The 21,910-nt window shown below is 64.7% G+C and carries 14 protein-coding genes and 1 pseudogene; 6 read left to right on the top strand and 9 right to left on the bottom strand.

Features of this window, described 5'->3' with window-relative positions:
* Positions 1–3 precede the first annotated feature (3 nt).
* Complete coding sequence (locus QJT82_RS28940) at positions 4–1,953, bottom strand: alpha-1,4-glucan--maltose-1-phosphate maltosyltransferase (protein WP_028342443.1); 1,950 nt, start codon at positions 1,951–1,953, stop codon at positions 4–6.
* A 203-nt stretch (positions 1,954–2,156) separates the two neighbouring features.
* On the opposite strand from QJT82_RS28940, the gene malQ reads away from it, so the two are divergent.
* Positions 2,157–4,109, top strand: coding sequence for a 4-alpha-glucanotransferase (gene malQ, locus QJT82_RS28935; protein WP_028342442.1), 1,953 nt, complete (start codon positions 2,157–2,159; stop codon positions 4,107–4,109).
* A gap of 15 nt (positions 4,110–4,124) precedes the next feature.
* A complete protein-coding gene (locus QJT82_RS28930; protein ID WP_028342441.1) occupies positions 4,125–5,936 on the top strand; it encodes a glycoside hydrolase family 15 protein in 1,812 nt (603 codons plus the stop codon).
* A gap of 233 nt (positions 5,937–6,169) precedes the next feature.
* On the opposite strand, the gene QJT82_RS28925 is transcribed toward QJT82_RS28930, so the two are convergent.
* The 8 genes and pseudogenes from QJT82_RS28925 to QJT82_RS28890 form a co-directional block, all read right to left on the bottom strand.
* Positions 6,170–6,973 carry a Cof-type HAD-IIB family hydrolase gene (locus QJT82_RS28925; protein ID WP_028342440.1) on the bottom strand — a complete coding sequence of 268 codons (804 nt, stop codon included), beginning with the start codon at positions 6,971–6,973 and terminating at the stop codon, positions 6,170–6,172.
* The gene (locus QJT82_RS28920; RefSeq protein ID WP_035632157.1) at positions 6,970–7,494 is read right to left on the bottom strand and encodes a gluconokinase; all 525 of its coding nucleotides are present in this window, start codon (positions 7,492–7,494) and stop codon (positions 6,970–6,972) included. Before QJT82_RS28920 ends, QJT82_RS28925 begins: the two co-directional genes overlap by 4 nt.
* The gene (pgl, locus tag QJT82_RS28915; protein WP_028342438.1) at positions 7,487–8,239 is read right to left on the bottom strand and encodes a 6-phosphogluconolactonase; all 753 of its coding nucleotides are present in this window, start codon (positions 8,237–8,239) and stop codon (positions 7,487–7,489) included. Before pgl ends, QJT82_RS28920 begins: the two co-directional genes overlap by 8 nt.
* A gap of 1 nt (position 8,240) precedes the next feature.
* On the bottom strand, positions 8,241–9,734 hold the full coding sequence (gene zwf, locus QJT82_RS28910) for a glucose-6-phosphate dehydrogenase (protein WP_245288802.1): 1,494 nt from the start codon (positions 9,732–9,734) through the stop codon (positions 8,241–8,243).
* Positions 9,735–9,854: 120 nt separating this feature from the next.
* The gene (gene gnd, locus QJT82_RS28905) at positions 9,855–10,838 is read right to left on the bottom strand and encodes a phosphogluconate dehydrogenase (NAD(+)-dependent, decarboxylating) (protein WP_028342436.1); all 984 of its coding nucleotides are present in this window, start codon (positions 10,836–10,838) and stop codon (positions 9,855–9,857) included.
* Positions 10,839–10,850: 12 nt separating this feature from the next.
* Positions 10,851–13,697: a bifunctional transaldolase/phosoglucose isomerase gene (locus tag QJT82_RS28900; RefSeq protein WP_028342435.1), complete on the bottom strand. Its 2,847-nt coding sequence runs from the start codon at positions 13,695–13,697 to the stop codon at positions 10,851–10,853.
* Between the two features lie 216 nt (positions 13,698–13,913).
* A complete protein-coding gene (locus tag QJT82_RS28895; protein WP_028342434.1) occupies positions 13,914–14,360 on the bottom strand; it encodes a DsrE family protein in 447 nt (148 codons plus the stop codon).
* 53 nt (positions 14,361–14,413) lie between these two features.
* A pseudogene (locus QJT82_RS28890) lies at positions 14,414–14,892 on the bottom strand (hypothetical protein).
* Between the two features lie 498 nt (positions 14,893–15,390).
* On the opposite strand from QJT82_RS28890, the gene QJT82_RS28885 reads away from it, so the two are divergent.
* The 4 genes from QJT82_RS28885 to QJT82_RS28870 all read left to right on the top strand — a co-directional run bounded on the left by QJT82_RS28885 (position 15,391) and on the right by QJT82_RS28870 (position 21,727).
* Positions 15,391–17,334 carry a PrkA family serine protein kinase gene (locus QJT82_RS28885; protein ID WP_028342433.1) on the top strand — a complete coding sequence of 648 codons (1,944 nt, stop codon included), beginning with the start codon at positions 15,391–15,393 and terminating at the stop codon, positions 17,332–17,334.
* A gap of 124 nt (positions 17,335–17,458) precedes the next feature.
* Entirely contained in the window at positions 17,459–18,727 is a 1,269-nt protein-coding gene (locus QJT82_RS28880) for a YeaH/YhbH family protein (protein WP_028342432.1), read from the top strand.
* 4 nt (positions 18,728–18,731) lie between these two features.
* Positions 18,732–20,276, top strand: coding sequence for a SpoVR family protein (locus QJT82_RS28875; protein WP_028342431.1), 1,545 nt, complete (start codon positions 18,732–18,734; stop codon positions 20,274–20,276).
* Positions 20,277–20,530: 254 nt separating this feature from the next.
* Positions 20,531–21,727, top strand: coding sequence for an ABC transporter substrate-binding protein (locus QJT82_RS28870; RefSeq protein ID WP_028342430.1), 1,197 nt, complete (start codon positions 20,531–20,533; stop codon positions 21,725–21,727).
* Positions 21,728–21,910 lie beyond the last annotated feature (183 nt).

Genomic DNA, 21,910 nt, shown 5'->3' with positions numbered 1-21,910 from the left:
CCTTCAGGCGATACAGCGTAGCAGCAACGCGGGATCGCGCGCAGGATCGATACGTAGGCGGATGCCTCCCCATTCGAGCGCGTGGCGCTCGCCGGTGACAAGGTCTTCCACTGCCGAGACGGGGCGGCGGGCATCGCCACGGCCGACCATGACGTCGCCGAGCGGCAGCCAGACGTCACGCAGCTCGGCTGACAATGCAATCGCGGCCGCGATCACATTGCTCTGATCGACCGCCTCCTTGATGAAACCGATCACGCCGCCGTCATCGACACTGATAAAGCGCAAATTGGCGAATTGTTGCAGGGCCGGATTGCCGCGCCTGATCCGGTTGAGAGCCGCGACATAGGGCTTGATGTTCCCCGGCTGCTCCCAGTTGCGAACCCTGATCTCGTACTTCTCGGAGTTGAGATATTCCTCGCGGCCAGGGACCGGCGTGTGCTCGAGCAATTCGAAGCCGCTGTAGATGCCATAGCTGCTTGAAAGCGTCGCGGCCAGCGCGAGACGCGACTTGAACATCCAGGATTCGCCGCTTTGCAGGTGGAAGGGCAGGATGTCCGGTGTGTTGACGAAGAAATTCGGCCGAAAGAAGTCACGCTCGGGATAGGAGGTCAACTCGCCGAGATATTGTTCGAGCTCGAAGCGCTGCGTCCGCCAGGTGAAATAGCTGTAGGATTGCGTGAAGCCGAGCTTGGCGAGGCCCTTCATCAGTTTCGGGCGCGCGAAGGCTTCCGCAAGGAACAGCACGTCCGCGTCGCGGTCCCGCACCTCGCGGATCAGCCATTCCCAGAACGCCAGCGGCTTGGTGTGCGGATTGTCGACCCGGAAGATCCTGACGCCCTGCTCGACCCAGAACAGCACGACTTCGCGCAGCGCGCGCCACAAGGCGCCGGCGTCTTCGGACCCGAAATCCGGATTGACGACATCATCCCAGCGCTGCGGTGGATGCTCGGCCGTGCGCATCGATCCGTCCGCGCGCCGCTTGAACCAGTTTGGATGCTCGTTCAGCCAGGGATGATCGGGGGAGCACTGCACGGCGAAATCGAGTGCGACCTCGAGGCCATGCGCCTGGCATGCCGCCACGAAGGCGCGGAAGTCGTCGAGCGTGCCGAGTTCCGGATGCACGGCGTCGTGGCCGCCCTCGGCTGCGCCGATCGCGTAAGGGCTGCCGGGGTCGCCCGCCTGTGCGATCGCGGCATTGTTGCGGCCCTTGCGGGGCTGCCGGCCGATCGGGTGGATCGGCGCGAGCAGGACGACGTCAAAGCCCATCGCGGCGATGTCGGGAAGCCGCGCGACGCAGTCGTTGAAGGTCGCATGCATGCCCGGTGTCTTGCCCTGGCTGCGCGGAAACATCTGGTACCATGCGCCGCTGCGCGCCCGCGGGCGGTCCGCGGTCAGCGGGTAGAGCTGCGATCGCATCAGATCGCGGCGAAGCTGGCTGCCGGCCATCGCCTCCCGCAATTCGGGCGCGAGCAGCGCGCCTGGTTCGCCGGTCTGCAGAAAGATTTCGCACTGCCTGATGATGACGGCGGCCGCTGCCGGGCTGCCGGCCTGCGCCTGGGTCAGCATGCCCGCGCCTTCGAGCGCGTCCAGCGTGTGGTCGCTGCCGTCGCGCGGCCTCTGCTCGAAGCGATGCCGCCAGCTGGCGAATTCATCGGTCCAGGCCTCGATCGCGAACGCGTAGCGGCCGGGCCTGTCGGGCACGAAGGCGCCGCCCCAGCGGTCGTCGCTGTGCGGCGTCATCGGCGCGACCTGCCATTCGCCGTCGCCCTCGCGCCGCCACACCAATGCCGCCGATATCACGTCATGTCCGGCACGGTAGATGTCGGCCCACACCTCGACAGGTTCGCCCACAATGCGCTTGACCGGAAAGCGGCCGCCATCAACCGACGGATAGACATCGGTGATATGAAAAGTGCCATGGGCACTCTCGACAGGCCGGAGGGTTTTGTTCACGGTGATGCCGCCATTAAAAATGCAAATGACGTCCCGGCGCCGGGAAGGAGGCGCGCCAGACCCATATAGAAAGCCGCTCGCCGGGCAATGGTTCCCGGCGGGAACGCCGGATAGGGTAGAGCGTTGAACATCAACTATCCCTTTCCCGTATCTGTACAATTTAGCAACGATACACCTACCGTTGCGAGCAGGCAGCGTGCCGAATGGACCTTTACGCCAAAGCCCAGACCCTGGGAATCCAGACCGAGTATATCGATGGCAGCGGTCACCGCCGTGTGACAACCCCCGAGGCGCTCACGGCGATCCTCGACGCGCTGCCGCCGCAGGCGCCCCGTCGGATCATCGCCGATCCCGTGGTGATCAGAGGCGGCCAGGCCGCGCAAACGCAACTCTCGGAGGCTGCCCGGCTTCCGGTGCAATGGAAGCTTGCGAATGGGACCGGGGTGCTCGCGCAGGGCGAGGCGCGTGAGCGCAGCGTGACGTGGCCGTCCGGTCTGCCCGAAGGCGTGCATCGGCTGCAACTGTCGGACGCATCGGGCGCCAGCGAGGAGCTGCCGCTGCTGGTGGCGCCGCACGGCGCCTTCGGCGGCGAGTTCGACCGCTGCTGGGTGATCGCGGTGCAGCTCTACGGCGTGCGGTCAGCGCGCAACTGGGGCATCGGCGACTTCACCGACCTGCAGCACCTGCTCGAATTCGCCCACCGGCTCGGCGCCGACGGCGTCGGGCTCAATCCGCTGCATGCGCTGTTCGACGATCGGCCCGGCGATTGCAGCCCGTATGCGCCGAACAGCCGCTTGTTCCTCAACGGGCTCTACATCGACGTCGAGCAGATTCCGGAATTCCGCGTCGATGCCGAGACCAGGGCCGCGCTGGCACAACTCCGCAGCCACGACATGGTCGACTATGTCGGCGTCGCCGCGCGGAAATGGCCCGCGCTGCGCGCGGCGTTCGCGGCCTTCAAGGCCAATCCCGGCCTCGGCCGTTGGCAGGATTTCGAGGCCTATCGCAACGAGCAGGGCACACTGCTGTCGCGCTTCGCCTGCTTCGAGGCGATGCGGCGCAAATTCAACACGCCGTGGTGGGAATGGCCGGACGAATGGCGGCAGCCGAGCGATACAGCTTGCGCCAAATTGCGCCGTGCGCGCGACTCGGCCGCCGAGGTCGAGTTCGTCGAATTCGTGCAATGGACCGCGGACCGTCAACTCGGCGCCTGCCAGGCGCTTGCGCACAAGCGCGGCATGCGGGTCGGGCTTTATCTCGACGTCGCCGTCGGCGTGCAGTCGGACGGGTTCGACGCCTGGAATGAGCAGATCGCGATCTCGCGCCATCTCGGCGTCGGCGCGCCGCCTGACCCGCTCAACACGGCGGGCCAGGACTGGGGGCTTGCCGGCTTCAATGCCGCGGGTCTTGAACAGCGCTCGTTCGAGCCGTTCAGGCAGATGCTGCGCGCCTCGATGCACCACGCCGGCGCGATCAGGCTCGACCACGCGTTCGGGCTGAAGCGGCTTTATCTGGTGCCGCGCGGCTTCGGCCCGGCCAATGGCGCCTATGTGCTGATGCCGTTCGAGGCGCTGCTGGCGGCGACCGCGCAGGAGAGCGTGGCGAGCCGCTGCGTCGTGATCGGCGAGGACCTCGGCACCGTACCTCCGGGGTTCCGCGAGCAGATGAACGGCTGGGGCATCTGGTCCTATCTCGTGATGATGTTCGAGACCGACGACCAGGGCGTCTTCCGCAATGCCGACTACTATTTGCCGGATGCGTTGGTGACCTTCAACACCCACGACCTTTCGACCTATGCGGGCTGGCGCTCGTTCAGCGACCTCAAGACCAAGCGTGCGCTCGGGATCGATCCCGGCGAGACCGACGAGGGCCGCTGGCACGCGCTCGGCCAACTCGACGACGTGCTGCGCCGGCACGACATCCACGCCAACGATTTCTATTCGGTGGCGAGCTTCCTGGCACGGACGCGGTCGCGGATGATGGCGGTGTCGATGGAGGACCTGCTCGGCATTGTCGAGCAGCCGAACATCCCCGGCACCGTCTACGAGCATCCGAACTGGAAGCGGCGGCTCCCGGTCTCGATCGAGCATCTCGCGTCGGCGATCGACGTCGACGCGCTCAAGCGCGCGACCCGCGAGCGCTCGCACACCGGGTAACGCGGAGCGCAGCGCGTGGCCTCTCGTATCGAAGACTATGGGCTGATCGGAGATTGCGAGACCGCAGCCCTGGTCGGCCGCGACGGCTCGATCGACTGGCTGTGTTGGCCCGCGTTCGATTCCGACCCCTGCTTCGCGGCGCTGCTTGGCACGTCGAGGAATGGCCGCTGGCTGCTGGCGCCCGCCGGAGAGATCAGGCAGACCGCGCGGCGCTACTGGGACGATACGCTGATCCTGGAGACCCGGTTCGAGGCGGAAGGCGGCGCGGTCGCACTGATCGACTTCATGCCGCCGCGCGGCAACGCCTCCGATGTGGTCCGCCTCGTTCGCGGCATCAGCGGCCGCGTCAAGATGCGCATGGAGCTGGTGATCCGCTTCGGCTTCGGGGTCGATGTCCCTTGGGTGCGGAAGAATCCGGATGGCGACGGGCTTCTGGCGATCAGCGGGCAGGACATGACCGTGCTGCGCACGCCGGTCGAAACCCGCGGCAAGGACCTGACCACGTTCGCCGATTTCGAGATCGGCGAGGGCGACACCGTGCCGTTCGTCCTGACCTATGGACCGTCCTATCACCCGGTGCCGGAGGCGATCGACCCTGAGGCTGCGCTGAAGGACACCGAGGAATATTGGCGGGAATGGTGCAGCCGTTCGACCTATGACGGCAGCTATCAACGCGCGCTCGTGATGCGCTCGCTGATCACGCTGAAGGCGCTGACCTACAGGCCGACCGGCGGCATCGTCGCGGCACCCACCACGTCGTTGCCGGAAAAGCTCGGCGGCGCGCGCAATTGGGACTACCGGTTTTGCTGGCTGCGCGACGCCACCTTTACGCTGCTGGCCCTGATGAATTCGGGCTACACCGAGGAAGCGGCGGCCTGGCACAACTGGCTGCTGCGGGCCGCAGCCGGCGCGCCGGCCAACATGCAGATCATGTACGGCATCCTGGGCCAGCGGCGCCTCCTGGAATGGGAGGCCGGGTGGCTGTCCGGCTATGAAGGGGCGCAGCCGGTACGCGCCGGCAACGCCGCGCATGCGCAGCTTCAGCTCGACGTCTATGGCGAGTTGATCGACGCCTTCCACCAGTCCCGCATGGCCAGGCTGAAGCTCGACGAAGAGAACTGGTCGCTGGAATGTACCGTCGTCACCCATCTCGCCGATGTCTGGGATCAGCCGGATCACGGCATCTGGGAGCGCCGCGGCACTCCCAGACACTACGTGTTCTCCAAGGTGATGTGCTGGGTCGCTTTCGACCGCGCCATCAAGAGCGCGGAGCGGTTCGGCTTCAAGGGGCCGCTGGTCAAATGGCGGGTGCTGCGCGAGGCCATTCATCGCGACGTCTGCCAACGCGGCTTCGACCCTGGCCTCAACAGTTTCGTCGAGAGCTATGGCTCAAAGCTGCTCGACGCCAGCCTGCTGCTGCTGCCGTCGGTCGGCTTCCTGCCGCCGGGCGATCCGCGCATCCGCGGCACGATCGACGCGGTCGAGCGGCACATGATGCGCGACGGGTTCGTGCTGCGGCACGATCCGCGCGAGGTGTCCGATGATGAGGTCCAGCCGATCGAGGGCGCGTTCCTGGCCTGCAGCCTGTGGCTTGCCGACGCTCATGTGCTGGCAGGAGATGTCGACAAGGCGCAGACCATGTTCGACCGCGTGGTCGCGGTCGCCAACGATCTCGGACTGTTGGCCGAGGAGTTCGATTCCGGCGCCGGCCGGCTGACCGGCAATTTCCCGCAGGCGCTGACCCATATCGCGTTGATCAACACCGCGCACAATCTCAGCGCCGCCAGGGCCGACGCCGAGAAGCCTGCGGTGCAGCGGTCGACCTAAACCACCGCGGCGATGCCGCCCTCCGTCTTTCGCTTGCGGGACCGCCGCAGGTCCGCGCCGCCAAAATATCGAAAACAACCCCATGCAAAGGAGCCGGCAGCTGCCAGCGTTCGACGAGTCAACTTGACATGTCGGGCAAATCAGGAGTATATTTCCAATATTCCGAAATCGTGCAGGCGGCGATCACGCTGCGGCCCGCGCTCGATCACGGGTGGGGCGATCGTCCGCACGCCTCAGCGAAGCTGCAACACCGTGTCCATCGCGCGTGCGAAACCGTCCTGCTCGTTGGTCTCGGTGACATGCGTGGCGCGCGCTTTCACGTCATCGCTGGCATTGCCCATCGCGAAGGAGACGCCGCTTCGCGCGAACATCGGCAGATCGTTCTGCATGTCGCCGATCGTGGCGACGTTCTCCAGCGGCAAGCCAAGGCGCTTCGCGATGCCCTCGACGAAGGTGCCCTTGTCGTGACCGGGCGGGGTGACGTCGAGATAGTAGGTCTGCGAGCGGACCGCGGTGGCATCGCGGCCGACCATCTGCTGCATCTCCGCCTCGCAGCGTTGCAGCAGGGCTGCATCCGAGCTCGCGCCGACGATCTTGCAGGCCTGGTCGAGATAGGGCGTGAAATCGCCGACGATGGTCGGATCATGCTTGATCGTGTGCTGCTCGTGGGCGGTGTACTCGCCGTCAGGGTTGCGCGTCAGCCAGCGATCGTTGGTAAACAGCCAGATATCGACGCCGCGCTCGTGCAGCATGTCGATGCAGCGTTTTGCGACCGCTGCCGGGATCAAATGCTGCTCGAGGGGCTTGAGCTGCGGATCGACGATCGAGGAGCCGTTGAAGGCACCGATCGGCTGCGTGATCGCGAGCGGCGCAATCAGGAAACCCATCCCGATCGTCGGCCGGCTGGAGACGATGGTGAAGCCGATGCCGGCCTCATGCAGCCTGCGCACCGCCGCCCTGGCGCCGTCGGTCAAGGTCTTGTCCTTGGTGAGCAGCGTGCCGTCGACATCGGATACGACAAGGGCGATGCGGGTCATGGGCGGTCCAGCTTCAGTTGAGTGACGATGTCTTCGACGATGATTTCGACCGGACGGTCGATTGCAACCGTGATCGGACGTTCCTCCGGTGTCGGCGGCTCCAGCGTCTTGAACTGGCTGGCGAGCAGCCCCGGCGGCATGAAATGGCCCTTGCGCGCGCCGAGCCGCGTGGCGATCAGCTCCTGCGAGCCGTCGAGGAAGACGATGCGGATATCGTCGCGGCCATGCACCAGGATGTCGCGATAGGCACGCTTCAGCGCGGAGCAGGCGATGACGGCGCGTTCGCGGACGCCGCAGGTACGGTCGATCTCGTCGGCGATCGCGCGCAGCCAGGGCCAGCGATCCTCGTCGGTGAGCGGTTGTCCCGAATGCATTTTGGCGACATTGCTTGGCGGATGAAAACTGTCGCCGTCCTCGAAGCGCCAGCCGATCCTGATCGCAAGGCGGTCGGCGATGGTGCTCTTGCCCGAGCCGGAGACGCCCATCACGACCAGTGCGCAGGGGGTTTGTCCGTCACCCACGAAAGTCCTCCGGCAGCGCGGCCTGATCGATCAGCCAGACGGTCTCGCCCTGCGATCGCGCGCGGTTTGCCGGCAGGTTCTCGCCTGCGAACAGGCGCGTCAAGATCGCGCGCTTGTTCTCGCCCGCCACCTCGAACAGCATCTCGCGGCACGAGGCGAGCGCGGGCAGGGTCAGCGACACGCGCGGCACGAACGGCTCGACATTGGCCTTGGGCACGCCGACCACCCAGCGCTGCGTTTCCTCGACCGCGGGATAACCCGGAAACAGCGAAGCTGTGTGGCCGTCGGGGCCGATGCCCATCAGCACCAGGTCGAACAGCGGCCGCTTCGGATCGAGCTGTTCGGCGCCGTAGAATGCCATCAGCTCGTTCTCGTACAGCGCCGCGCTGACGTCGGGATCCCTGAGATCGGCGGTGTCGGTCGCGATCGGATGGACATTCGCGGCCGGCGCACAGCGGTCGAGGAAGGCCTGGCGCGCCATGCTCATGTTGTGCAGCTTGTCCTTGCGCGGCACCAGTCGCTCATCGCCGATGAACCAGTCGATACGGTCCCACGGAATCCTCTGGCGATAGTCGGGCGTCGCCAGCAGCTGGTAGAGCGCCTTGGGGCTGGAGCCGCCGGTGAGGCACACGGCGATCCGGCCGCTGTTCTGGTCGATCCTGGCGATCATCCGCTCGGCGGCCGCCTGCGCCAGTGCCGCCGGATCGGCGACCGTGATGATCTGGCGCTCGCGGCTCGCGGTCATGTCAGCCCAGCTTCCGCCAGCTGCGGCCGTCGCGGGTGAGCAGCGCGTTGGCGGCCTCCGGGCCTTCGGTGCCGGCCTTGTAGGGCTGCAGGCCGCGGCTGCCGGCGCTCTTCCAGGCGTCGAGGAAAGGCTGCACCGCCTGCCACCCGGCCTCGACGCTGTCGGCTCGCTGAAACAGGATGTTGTCGCCGATCATGCAGTCATAGATCAGCGTCTCGTAGCCGGTCGACGGCTCGGCCTTGAAGTAGTCCTTGTAGCGGAACTTCATCTCGACGCCGTCGATGTTGATGGTCGGGCCGGGTACCTTGGTGTTGAACTGCAGCTCGATGCCCTCGGTCGGCTCGGTGGAGATGACGAGGTAGTTCTGCGAGAGGCGGTCGACCGCGGTGTCGCGGAACATCGCGAACGGCGCCTGCTTGAACTTGATCGCGATCTCGGTGCGCTTGGTGGTAAGCGCCTTGCCGGTGCGCAGGTAGAACGGCACGCCGGCCCAGCGCCAATTGTCGATGGTCAGCTTCAGCGCGGCGTAGGTCTCGGTCGAGCTGTCGGGCCTGACGTCGGGCGTCTTGAGAAAGTCCTCGATCTCGGTGTCGCCGATCCGGCCGGCGCGATACTGGCCGCGCACCGAATTGTGCAGCGCTTCCTGTTCGCTCTGGGTCTGGATCGCGCTCAGCACCTCGGCTTTTTCGGAGCGCACCGCATGGGCGTCGAACCGCGCCGGCGGCTCCATCGTCACCAGCGACAGCAGCTGGAACAGATGGTTCGGCACCATGTCGCGCAGCGCGCCGGTGGCGTCGTAGAAGCTGCCGCGATGACCGACGCCGAGCTTCTCGTCCACGGTGATCTGGATATGGTCGATGTGGTTGCGGTTCCAGATCGGCTCGAACATGCCGTTGGCGAAGCGCAGCACCAGGATGTTCTGGACGGTTTCCTTGCCGAGATAGTGATCGATCCGGTAGATCTGGTGCTCGTCCATCAGCTTCAGCAGCGCTGAATTCAGCGCCTTGGCCGATGCCAGATCGGTGCCGAACGGCTTTTCGATGATCAGCCGGCGCCAGGCGCCGTTCTCCTCCAGCATGCCGGTGCGCCCGAGCTGCTGGCTGATCGGCAGGAACGCTCGCGGCGGGGTCGCGAGATAGAACAGCCGGTTGCCTCCGGTGCCGCGCGCCGTCTCGAGCTTGTCGAGCCGTTCGTTCATGGCATCGAAGGAGGGCGGATCGCTCGGATCGGCCTCGATCGAGGTGACGCATTCGAACAGCCGCGTGACGACCGCCTCATCGAGCGGCCGGGTCGCGAACTTGCGCAGCCCTTGCATCAGGCTGTCCTTCATCTGGTCGCTCGACATGCCCTTGCGGGCGATGCCGACGACGCAGAATTTGTCCGGCAGCAGATTGCCGGCGGCGAGATTGTAGAGCGCCGGGATGACCAGCCGGTGCGTCAGATCACCGGTGGCGCCGAAGATGATGAAGGAGCAAGGATCGGGTTTCTTCTGCACGTGACCTTCCGCGGTTATCTCGAGAGCTCCGTTCCGATTGTATCGGAACGGAGCTCTCGATTCTTGTTTTGACGCGTTTTCTTCACGCGAACCGGTGCCCACTTCGCTTGAAAACGCTTTTTAAGTTTTTTTCGGCGGCTCCTTGTGGCCGCCGAAACCCGCGCGCATCGCCGAGAGGATCTTCTCCGCGAAGGTGTGATCCTTGCGCGAGCGGAAGCGCGTGTAGAGCGCGGCGGTCAGCACCTCGGCCGGCACGGCTTCGTCGACCGCGGCATTGACGGTCCAGCGGCCTTCGCCGGAATCCTCGACAAAGCCGGAATAGTTGTCGAGCGTGTGGTTCTGCGCCAGCGCCGATGCGGTGAGGTCGAGCAGCCAGGACGGGATCACGCTGCCGCGCCGCCAGACTTCGGCGATGTCGGCAATGTCGAGGTCGAAGCGATGCTCCGGCGGCAGCGCCTCGATATTGGCGTTCTTCAGGATGTCGAAGCCTTCGGCATAGGCCTGCATCAGGCCGTATTCGATGCCGTTATGGATCATCTTGACGAAATGCCCGGCGCCGATTGGACCGGCGTGGATGTAGCCTTGCTCGATGCGCGGATCGCGGCCCTCGCGGCCGGAGGTGCGCGGGATGTCACCGATGCCGGGCGCCAGCGTCTTGAAGATCGGGTCGAGCCGGTCGACGACTTTCTTGTCGCCGCCGATCATCATGCAGTAGCCGCGGTCGATGCCCCAGATGCCGCCGCTGGTGCCGACATCGACGTAATGCAGCCCGCGCTCCCTGAGCGCCTTGCCACGGCGGACGTCGTCCTGCCAGAAGGTGTTGCCGCCATCGATGATGACGTCGCCTGGCTGCATCAGCTTCGACAGCGCCTCGATGGTGGCTTCGGTGATCTTGCCGGCCGGCAGCATCACCCAGGCGGTGCGCGGCGCCTCCAGCTTGAGGACGAAATCCTCCAGCGACGAGGACCCGGTGGCATTGTCGGCGACGAGCGCCGCGACGGCCTTCGGATCCTTGTCGTAGACCACGGTGGTGTGGCCCTGGGTCATCAGGCGGCGGACGATGTTGCCGCCCATCCGCCCGAGGCCGATCATGCCGAGTTGCATCCCTCGCCTCCGTCAGTTCAGTGCAGCCGAGATCGCGGCGTCGAGCGCCGCGAGCCCGGAGCTGAGATCGCCTTTGAGGTGCACGCGCAGCGCCCGCCGGCCGCGCTCGGTGAGCACGTCGAAATCGCCGCGCGCCTGCGCCGCCTTGATCACGCCGAAGCTCGCCTTCTGGCCGGGCACCGGCAGGTCCTGCGTATCGTCGGTCGTGACCTGCAGGAACACGCCGCTGTCGGGCCCGCCCTTGTAGGCCTGCCCGGTCGAATGCAGGAAGCGCGGACCGAACTCGGCGCAGGTCGCAAGGTGCTTCGCGTCGCGCAGCTTCAGCCGCATCGCCTGCATCGCGTCGATGGTGTCGCCGTCGCGCTCGATATAGGCGAGCAGGGCGACATAGTCGCCGCGGCCGGACCGCGAAAGGTGCGCCTTGATCCAGGAATTGAGATCGCCGTTCGCACCGGCCTTGCGCAGCTCCTCGGCGTTCTGCGCGTCGGTGTAGAGATCGACCCCGTCCGCCGATACCACCGGCTGTTCGGTCGGCAGCGACCCGGTCTTCTCGAACGCGGCCGTCAGCTCGCGGGTCTTGATCTTGGCGGCTTCGACGTCGGGCTGGTTGAACGGGTTGATGCCGAGGATCGAGCCGGCCACCGCGGTCGCGATCTCGAAGCGGAAGAACTCCTGGCCGATATGGTCGATCGACTTCATCACGATCCGAACCACGGGATGGCCGGCGGCCTCGAGCGCCGCGAGTTTGGCCTCATGCGCGGCATCGTTCTCGCTATCGGTGCGCAGGTCGATGAAGAAGCGGTCGTTGCCGTAGACTGCCGCCTCGCCAAGCGTCTCGCCCTCGATCGGGATCAGGCCCTTGCCGTCCTTGCCGGTCGATTCCGCGATCAGCTGCTCGGCCCAGGCGCCGAAATCGGCAACGTCCGGCGAGGCGAAGATCGTCACCTTGTCGCGGCCTTCGAGGCCCGCGATCCCCATCGCGAGCCCGAGCTGCACGCCCGGGTTCTCCTGTGGCGGCACGTCGGCACCGCAGGAGCGCACCATGGCGAGCGTATGGCCGAGCAGGCTGCGGACGTCGATGCCGGCAGCGGCCGCCGGCACCAGGCCGAACGGCGACAGCACGGAATAGCGGCCGCCGATCGCCGGATCGCCGTAGAAGATGCGGGCAAAGCCCTGCTTGATCGCGACCTTCTGCAGCGATGAGCCTGGATCGGTCACCGCGATAAAGCGGTGGCCGGCCTTGTCCTTGCCGATCGCCTTCGCCACCCGATCGAAGAAATAGTCCTTCATCACGTTCGGCTCGGTGGTGCCGCCGGATTTGGAGGAGACGATGAACAGCGTCCTTGCGATGTCGACATACTCCTCCATCGCGCGCACCTGCGCCGGATCGGTGGAGTCGAGCACGTGCAGCCGCGGGAAACCGGACCGGTGCGGGAAGGTCTGGGCCAAGACCTCAGGCCCGAGGCTCGACCCGCCCATGCCGAGCACGACGGCGTCGGTGAAGTTCTGCCCCTTCACGCGCTGGGCGAAGTCCTCGTAGTCGGCGACGTTCGCGGTGGCCGCGCTGGTGAGCCAGCCCAGCCATTTGTCCTCGTCGTCACCGGTCCAGACCGATTTGTCCTTGTGCCAGAGCCTTCGGATCCTGGCCGAGGCGCGCCATTCCTCGGTGCTCTTCTCGACCGCCTTCTCGATGGCGGCGCCGAGCGCGAGCTTCTGGCGGTCGATGCCGCCGCCGAGCGAGGTGGCGCGCTTGTGGGCGACCGCGCCGTAGAGCTTGTCGGCCGCGTCGGCGAACAGCTTGACGCCGTCCTTGACCAGCTCCTCGGTGATCGCATCGAGCGAGATGCCGGACTTCTCCAGTTCCTCCAGCACATGACGGGCGTCCTCGACATTCTCCTCGAGGCTGTCGCGGACCTTGCCGTGGTCGCGGAAGGCGTCGAGCGTCGCCGGCGGCACGGTGTTGACGGTGTCGGGGCCGATCAGCTCCTCGACATAGAGCACGTCGCTATAATCCTTGTTCTTGGTGCCAGTGGACGCCCACAGCAGCCGCTGCGGCCTGGCGCCCTTGGCGGTGAGCTTGTCCCAGCGCGTGCCCGAGAACAGCCGCTTGTAGTCCTGGTAGGCAAGTTTGGCATTGGCGATCGCGACCTTGCCCTTCAGCGCGGCAAGCCGCTCCTTTTCGGAGGGATCGTTGGCGCGCGCGATCTTCTCGTCGAGCTGCTTGTCGACCGCGCTGTCGATCCGGCTGACGAAGAAGCTCGCGACGCTCGCGACATGGGAGGGATCGCCGCCCTTGCCGACGTATTTCTCCAGGCCCTTGAGATAGGCCTCGGCGACCTGGCGATAGACCTTCTGCGAGAACAGCAGCGTGATGTTGATGCTGATGCCTTGGCCGATCAGGTACTCGATCGCCGGCAGGCCCTCCGGCGTCGCCGGCACCTTGACCATCAGGTTCTTGCGGTGGACGTCTTTCCAGAGCCGTTCGGCTTCCGCGATCGTGCCCTTGGTGTCCATCGCGAGATAGGGCGACACCTCGAGGCTGACGAAGCCGTCGCCGCCGTGGCTCTGGTCGTAGACCGGGCGCAGCACGTCGGCGGCGTGCTGGATGTCCTCGACCGCAAGGTGCTCGAACAGGTCGGCGACCGAGCGGTCGCCGTTCTTGAGGGCCTTGCCGATCGCCCCGTCATATTCGTCGGAGCTGCCGATCGCCTTCTCGAAGATCGAGGGGTTGGACGTCACGCCTTTGACGCCGTCGGTCTCGATCAGCCGCTTCAGGTCGCCGTTGGCGACGAAGCCGCGGGCGAGGAAGTCCAGCCAGACGGCCTGGCGGTGATTTTCGAGTGCTTTGACGGGGTTCATGGGTGCCTGTTCTCGTTCGATCGAGGGTCGATTTTTGGGTTCCCGGGCAGCTTTCGGGGGCGGAAGGGGATTGTCAACATGGCTGGAGCCCCGGGCGGAATATCAGCATTTCCAAGGGATAACGCCATTCACAACAGTTCGATCCCCTCGGATGCGGTCCGAGCAGACCCTGATCTCGGCACATTTTTATGACGCGTTGCGGCGCAGGACCGCGCGTCAGGGCCGCAGGTAGAGGTAACCCTGGGATTGCAGCTCGGCGAGGCGGACCACCCCGCCGCGCTCGGCGGCGACGAAGCCGGGGAGCAAGTCGGCGAGGCCGATGTTCTGCGATTTCATGGTGTTGCCGCAGGCGGCGAACTCGATCCCATCCCTGGTGAATTGCCTGACATGTTTTGACAGGTCGGGATTGGCGGCGGCTGAATGAAACGCCTTCAGCGCCTGGCCGTGCACCACCACCGCAATCGTGACATTGCCGGGGCCGCGGACGCCGTCGAGATGGTTCTGGATGTTGCCGATCACGAAATTGACCTTGTTGAGGTCATGGAGGTGATAGACCACCTTCAGCTTTTGCGGCGGCGCTTCGGTGGCGGCGTCGGCTCGTGACGCTGCGAAGACGGCGCCGATCGCCGACACGGTGCCCCACAGGATGCTGCGTCGGTGCATGGCGTCCCTCGCGCAACTATTGTTGATCCAGGTTGTCCCTTTGGGCAAACCTATCATTTGTGCCGGAGCGCAGCGAGTTCCTTGCGGTCGGTCACAAGTTCGGCGCATTCGCCTAAGTCCACGCGATCGACGCGAAAGATCTTGTCGTCGGCGCCGGCCAACAGCGCTTCGCCCGCATCGTCGTCGCGATGGCGTGATTGCAGTAGCCGCTGGAGTCGAAATTGCCGGAGCGGTGGCGGTATGTGACGCCGAGCCGGAATGAATAGTTGGTGGCCCTGTCCTCCGGCGCGTCTTCCGCCGCCACCAGAAGCTTCATCGCGCTGACCTTCTGCTTTGGATGCTGCGCCAGATGATTTGCATCGTACCGCCGCACAAAGCAGGCATAGGCTTTCGCGCCGGGCGGGCCGGCGAACATCCTGTTGTCGAAGGCGGCCGCCGCGGCCTTGTCGACGCCTTCCTGCGCCTGGGCGGCTAACGGCGCGCCGGTACAGGCGGCGGCTGCGAGTGCGACAATAAGGAACGCCTGCTTCATGGCCGGCCTCGGGAATAGCCGGCGCCTCCAAGGTGTCATCTTTAAAGCGCGGCAATGGTGCCGCGCGGAACTGCGCGGGCTCGTTGCCTTAGTCGCGGCGACACGGAGGCACGTTCAACGGCGGCTGAACGTTTGTTCATGCGAGTCTGTGACGCGCGCATCTTGACGCCACGGCTGAACGGTCACACTTTTTCAGGGAAGCCCAACGTCCATCGCCGGACGGGAAGTTGCCCGCTCGGATGTCCGCTTCGGAGGACTGGGCCCCGGTAAACCACGGATGTGGCGAGGGGGTTACAGCCACCAAAAACAAGGGGATATTGATGAACCATTAAGCTTCCTGCCTGTTGATAAGGCAGAGGCTGCACGCGCCGTGCATTGCCGAACTGAGTCGGTCGAGTGTCCAATAGACCCAGCGTGCCGACGCTGATTCGATCCTAGGACGCTCTTGTTACGACTCGTGTCAGTCGTGCGGCGATACATATCGTGGAGAGAGGGATCATGTACAACGATTCTTTGTTCAACGCCTTCGCAAGGTCGTTTGAAGCGCGAAGCCAGACCGACATGTCGATGGCCGAGTATTTGGAGTCGTGTCGAAGTGATCCGATGCGATATGCAAATGCGGCCGAGCGGTTATTGGCGGCAATCGGTGAGCCCCAGATGATCGACACGGCCAAGGACCCACGCCTTGGCCGTATCTTTTTGAACCGTACGATCAGGTCGTATCCGGCCTTCGCCGGCTTCTACGGCATGGAGGACACGATCGAGCGCCTCGTCGGCTTCTTCCGTCACGCCGCGCAGGGCCTCGAAGAGCGCAAGCAGATCCTCTATCTGCTCGGGCCGGTCGGCGGCGGCAAGTCGTCGCTCGCCGAGCGCATCAAGGCGCTGATGGAGATTCATCCGATCTACGTACTGAAGGCGGGCGACGAGCTGTCGCCGGTGTTCGAGAGCCCGCTTGGGCTGTTTGATCCCGAGACGCTTGGCCCGATGATCGAGGAGAAGTACGGCATTCCGCGCCGCCGGCTGAGCGGGCTGATGTCGCCCTGGGCCTACAAGCGGCTCGAAGCCTTCGGTGGCGACATCTCGCAATTCCGCGTCGCGCGCATCCAGCCTTCAAGGCTGCGCCAGATCGCGGTTGCCAAGACCGAGCCCGGTGACGAGAATAACCAGGACATCTCCTCGCTGGTCGGCAAGGTCGACATCCGCAAGCTCGAGACCTACGCCCAGAACGATCCCGACGCCTACAGCTATTCCGGCGGCCTCAACCGCGCCAACCAGGGCGTGCTCGAGTTCGTCGAAATGTTCAAGGCACCGATCAAGATGCTGCACCCGCTGCTGACCGCGACGCAGGAGGGCAACTACATCGGCACCGAGAATATCGGCGCGATTCCGTTCACCGGCATCATCCTCGCGCACTCCAACGAGGCGGAGTGGCAGAGCTTCAAGACCAACAAGAACAACGAGGCCTTCATCGACCGCATCTGCGTCATCAAGGTCCCGTACGTCCTGCGGGTCACCGAGGAGCAGAAGATCTACGAGAAGCTGATCCAGGGCTCCGAGCTTGCCGCAGCACCTTGCGCTCCGGCGACGCTGGAGACGATGGCGCGCTTCTCGGTGATGTCGCGGCTGCGCAAGCACGAGAACTCGACGCTGTTTGGCAAGATGCGGGTCTATGACGGCGAGAGCCTCAAGGAATCCGACCCGAAGGCGCGCAGCGTTCAGGAGTACAAGGACGCGGCCGGCGTCGACGAGGGCATGGACGGCGTCTCCACCCGCTTTGCCTTCAAGGTGCTGGCCTCGACCTTTAACCATGACACCACCGAAGTCGGCGCCGATGCGGTGCACCTGATGTATGTGCTGGAGCAGGCGATCCGCCGCGAGCAGCTGCCTGACGAGACCGAGAAGCGCTATCTCGAATTCATCAAGGCCGATCTCGCGCCGCGCTACGCCGAGTTCATCGGCAACGAGATCCAGAAGGCCTATCTGGAATCCTACGCCGACTACGGCCAGAACCTGTTCGACCGCTATGTCGACTACGCCGATGCCTGGATCGAGGATCAGGACTTCAAGGATCCGGACACCGGCCAGCTGATGAACCGCGAACTCCTGAACCAGGAGCTGACCAAGATCGAGAAGCCGGCCGGCATCGCCAACCCGAAGGACTTCCGCAACGAGGTCGTCAAGTTCTCGCTGCGTTCGCGGGCGCACAACAATGGCAAGAACCCGAGCTGGACCTCCTACGAAAAGGTCCGCGACGTGATCGAGAAGCGGATATTCTCGCAGGTCGAGGATCTGCTTCCGGTGATCTCGTTCGGTTCCAAGAAGGACGGCGAGACCGAGAAGAAGCACGGCGAGTTCGTCGAGCGGATGGTGGAGCGCGGTTATACCGAGCGTCAGGTCCGCCGGCTCGTCGAGTGGTACATGCGGGTGAAGCAGGCCGGCTAGTGCGCGATCCGGAAAGCCGGCAGCGGCTTTCCGTCTCGTTCGGTCCCGTCTCGTCCCGTCCCGTCGAAGAAAAATGCGATGCGACTTTCATGATCGCATCCGGTGAGGCAGATGCAACGTGGTCATGCATATCGTCGATCGGCGGTTGAATCCGGGTAGCAAGAGCCTGGAGAACCGGCAGCGCTTCCTGCGGCGCGCCAAGGCGCTGGTGCAGGGAGCTGTCAAGAAGTCGTCGCAGGACCGGGACATCAAGGATGTCCTGGAGGGCGGCGAGGTGACGATCCCGCTGGACGGCATGGACGAGCCGCGGTTCCGGCGCGAGGGCGGCACGCGCGACATGGTGCTGCCCGGCAACAAGAAGTTCGTCGAGGGCGACTGGCTGCAGCGCCCGAACCAGAGCGGTGCCAAGGGCTCCGGCGCTGGCGAGGGCGACAGCGAGGACGCCTTCCGCTTCGTGCTCAGCCGCGAGGAGTTCGTCGACCTTTTCCTCGACGACCTCGAATTGCCCGACCTTGAAAAGCGCAAGCTCGCGGAAACCGAGAGCGAGGGCCTCCGGCGCGCGGGTTATGCGACATCGGGATCGCCCGCCAACATCTCGATCAGCCGCACGGTGAGCCGGGCGCTGGCGCGGCGTGTGGCGCTGCGCCGGCCGCGCAAGGACGAGATCGAGACGCTCGAGGCCGAGCTTGCGGAATGCGAGGACGATACGCGCCGCCGCGAACTGCTGGCGCAGCTCGACGCACTGAAGGCGAAGGTCAAGCGGATCCCATTCATCGATCCGATCGACATCCGCTACCGCCGGTTCGAGACGGTGCCGAAGCCGGTGGCGCAGGCCGTGATGTTCTGTCTGATGGACGTCTCAGGCTCGATGTCCGAGCACATGAAGGATCTGGCCAAGCGGTTCTACATGCTGCTCTACGTGTTCCTGAAGCGGCGCTACAAGCACGTCGAGATCGTGTTCATCCGCCACACCGACCGCGCCGAAGAGGTCGACGAGGACACCTTCTTCCACGGGCCGGCTTCCGGCGGCACGCTGGTGTCGAGCGCACTGGTCGCGATGCACGATATCGTCCGCACCCGCTTCCGTCCGGCCGACTGGAACATCTATGCCGCCCAGGCCTCGGACGGCGACAACATGACCTCCGACAGCGCGCTGACCGGTCACCTCCTGACCGACAAGATCCTGCCGGTCTGCCAGTTCTTCGCCTATCTCGAGGTCGGCGAAGCCGCCAACTACACCTTCGACATGCCGGACTCCTCACTCTGGACCCTCTATGAGCGCCTGCGCAACGAGGGCGAGCCGCTGTCGATGCGCAAGGTGAGCGAGCGCGGCGAGATCTTCCCGGTGTTCCAGGACCTGTTCAAGCGCCGCAGCAAGCAGGAAAGGGTGTAGCGTGATGGGTTCTTCCGGGGAGCGGCTGTTCGAGGGCGCCGATTGGGATTTCCAGACCTTGCAGCGGGTCCACGACGCCTGCGAGAAAATCGCGCGCACCGAGCTCGGACTCGACGTCTATCCCAACCAGATCGAGGTGATCACCGCCGAGCAGATGCTCGACGCCTATTCCTCGGTCGGCATGCCGCTATTCTACAAGCACTGGTCGTTCGGCAAGCAGTTCGCGTTCCAGGAAGCGTCCTATCGCAAGGGCCTGATGGGCCTCGCCTATGAGATCGTGATCAATTCCTCGCCGTGCATTTCCTATCTCATGGAGGAGAACACGGCGACGATGCAAACGCTGGTGATCGCGCACGCGGCGTTTGGGCACAATCACTTCTTCAAGAACAACTATCTGTTCAAGCAGTGGACCGATGCCGACGGCATTCTCGACTATCTGGAATTCGCCAAGGGCTACATCTCGGTCTGCGAGGACCGCCATGGCCGCGAGACGGTGGAGCGAACGCTCGATGCCGCGCATGCGCTGATGTCGCATGGCGTCGACCGCTATCCCGGAAAGAAGACGCTCGATTTGCGTGCCGAGGAGAAGCGGGCCGGCGAGCGCCGGCAGCACGAGGAAAGCGTGTTCAACGATTTGTGGCGAACGGTGCCGAACACCAAGGCCAAGAGCAAGGCTACGCTCACGGCCGAGCGCCGCCGCGCGCTGCTCGGCTTGCCGCAGGAGAATATCCTCTATTTCCTCGAGAAGACCGCGCCGCGCCTTGCACCCTGGCAGCGCGAACTCATCCGCATCGTTCGCCACATCGCGCAGTATTTCTACCCGCAGGGCCAGACCAAGGTGATGAACGAGGGCACCGCGACCTACGTCCACTACCGCATCATGAGCCGGCTGCATCAGCAGGGCCGGATCACCGACGGCAATTTTCTCGAATTCCTGCAGTCGCACACCAATGTGGTGTTCCAGCCCGAATTCGACGACCGCCGCTATTCCGGCTTCAATCCCTACGCGCTCGGCTTCGCCATGATGCAGGACATCGAGCGGATCGTGAAAAGTCCGGAGGACGAGGACCGCGCGTGGTTCCCCGACATCGCCGGCAAGGGCGACGTCGAGGGCGTGCTGCGCGAGATCTGGAGCAACTACCGCGACGAGAGCTTCATCAACCAGTTCCTCAGCCCGGCGCTGATCCGGCGCTTCCGCATGTTCCACTTGCACGACGACCCCGCGGAAAGCCAGGGGATCAAGGTCGACGCGATCCACGACGAGCGCGGCTACCGCAGGGTCCGCCGCGAGCTGGCGCGGCAATACGACGTCGGCTTCGTCGACGCCAATATCGAGGTCGTGGATGTCGATCTCGACGGCGATCGCCGGCTGATGCTGCGTCACACCACCGTGAAGGGCGCGCAGCTCAACGAGACCGACGCCCGGCGCGTGTTGCAGCATCTCGCCGATCTCTGGTCCTACGACGTGGCGCTGACCGAAATCGACGGCACCGACAAGGTGCTGAAGGAATATGTCGTCAGCCCGCGCGCGGCGGCGGTCGCGGCTTGAGGATCATGCTCTCGCTGACATGAGCGCGGCGCAGGCCGCCGTGCGGAATGCGAGTCTTGCTCGGTGAACCTTCGTGACTATCGAAGGCTCACATCATGAACATCGCGGCAACAATCCGGATCTTGAAAGCGCATGATGTTCGGCGAGCGAATGTGATTGCCGGCATGCGGAAATCTCATTGCAGTCTTCTTCGCGATTGCCTGCGCGGGCGCGATTGATAAGGTGCGCCGCGTCAAGAAAACCAAGAAAAGGATATGCTCTTGTCAACTCGCTCTTGCCTGGCGGGCCTCCTCGCCGTCACCGCGCTCACGGTCTCCTTGATCTCGCCGTCCGCGGCAGCCGATTCCGTAATCAAGATCGGAAACACCGCACCCTATAGCGGCCCGGCGTCCGCCTACGGCACGATCGCGCGTGCCGAAGCTGCGTATTTCCAGATGCTCAACGATCAGGGCGGCATCAACGGCCGCAAGATCGACTTCGAGAGTCTCGACGACGCCTATTCGCCGTCGAAGACGGTCGAGCAGACCCGCAAGCTCGTCGAGCAGGACGAGGTGGTTGCGATCTTCAGCGCGGTCGGCACCGCGCCGAACATCTCGGTGCAGAAGTACCTCAACATCAAGCACGTGCCGCAGCTGTTCGTGTCCTCCGGCGCGACGCGCTGGAACGATCCGAAGCAGTTTCCGTGGACGGTCGGTTTCAATCCGACCTACGAGCTCGAAGGCCGGCTCTACGCAAAATACATCCTGAAGACCAAGCCGGATGCGAAGATCGCCGTCATCACGCCGAACGAGGATGCCGGCAAAGACTATCTCAGGGGTTTCAAGGACGGGCTCGGCGAGCATGTCGGCCAGATCGTCGCGGAGACCACGTATCTCACGACCGATCCCACCATCGATTCCCAGATGGTGACGATGCGCGAGTCCGGCGCGGACGTCTTCTTCGCCGAGGCGACGCCGAAATTCGCGGCCCAGGCGCTGCGCAAGGCGGCGAGCATGGGCTGGAAGCCGCTGACCATCCTGCCGACCGTTTCCAACTCCGTCTCCGCGGTGCTTGAACCGGCCGGCCTCGAGAACGTCATCGGCGTCGTGACCGGCCTCTATCTGAAGGATCCGACCGATCCGCGCTGGGCCGACGATCCCGCGCAGAAGGAGTTTGCGGCCTGGATGAAGAAGTACCAGCCGAATGCGAGCCCGGGCGACCTCTTCAACGTGCAGGGCTACACGGTGGCGCAGGTCATGACGGCGGTGCTGAAGAACTGCAACGGTGATTACAGCCGCGACAACATCATCAAACAGGCGAGCAATCTGAAGGCGCTCGAATTGCCGATGCTGTTGCCCGGCATCAAGGTGCAGACCGAGCCCGACAATGTGACGCCGATCCGGCAAATCCAGATGGCGCGGTTCGACGGCAAGTCGTGGGCGCTGTTCGGCGACGTACTGAGCGACAAGTAGCCGTCACCAACTCCGTCGTTGTGGTCCCTGCCTAGTGCGCAATTGCGCACGGGAGCAGGGACCCATACGCCGCGGCTTCTGTTGTGAACGGGACTCGTCGTCCCGGCGTAGCCAGGCAATCTGCATCGGTGGTTATGGGTCCTACTTTCGCAGGGACGACACAGAGTTTGTTGCACATCCTTG

The organism is Bradyrhizobium sp. Mp19 (assembly GCF_029952935.1).
Classification (GTDB): Bacteria; Pseudomonadota; Alphaproteobacteria; order Rhizobiales; family Xanthobacteraceae; genus Bradyrhizobium; species Bradyrhizobium elkanii.
The sequence above is the reverse complement of the archived record's forward strand: the minus strand, read 5'-3'. Positions and strand labels throughout refer to the sequence as shown.

Bases quoted from the DNA above. Each gene is read 5' to 3' on its own strand.
- malQ (WP_028342442.1), top strand. From the start codon at position 2,157: ATGGACCTTTACGCCAAAGCCCAGACCCTGGGAATCCAGACCGAGTAT.
- QJT82_RS28925 (WP_028342440.1), bottom strand. From the start codon at position 6,973: ATGACCCGCATCGCCCTTGTCGTATCCGATGTCGACGGCACGCTGCTC.
- pgl (WP_028342438.1), bottom strand. From the start codon at position 8,239: ATGACCGCGAGCCGCGAGCGCCAGATCATCACGGTCGCCGATCCGGCG.
- gnd (WP_028342436.1), bottom strand. From the start codon at position 10,838: ATGCAACTCGGCATGATCGGCCTCGGGCGGATGGGCGGCAACATCGTC.
- QJT82_RS28900 (WP_028342435.1), bottom strand. From the start codon at position 13,697: ATGAACCCCGTCAAAGCACTCGAAAATCACCGCCAGGCCGTCTGGCTG.
- QJT82_RS28895 (WP_028342434.1), bottom strand. From the start codon at position 14,360: ATGCACCGACGCAGCATCCTGTGGGGCACCGTGTCGGCGATCGGCGCC.
- QJT82_RS28885 (WP_028342433.1), top strand. From the start codon at position 15,391: ATGTACAACGATTCTTTGTTCAACGCCTTCGCAAGGTCGTTTGAAGCG.
- QJT82_RS28880 (WP_028342432.1), top strand. From the start codon at position 17,459: ATGCATATCGTCGATCGGCGGTTGAATCCGGGTAGCAAGAGCCTGGAG.
- QJT82_RS28875 (WP_028342431.1), top strand. From the start codon at position 18,732: ATGGGTTCTTCCGGGGAGCGGCTGTTCGAGGGCGCCGATTGGGATTTC.
- QJT82_RS28870 (WP_028342430.1), top strand. From the start codon at position 20,531: ATGCTCTTGTCAACTCGCTCTTGCCTGGCGGGCCTCCTCGCCGTCACC.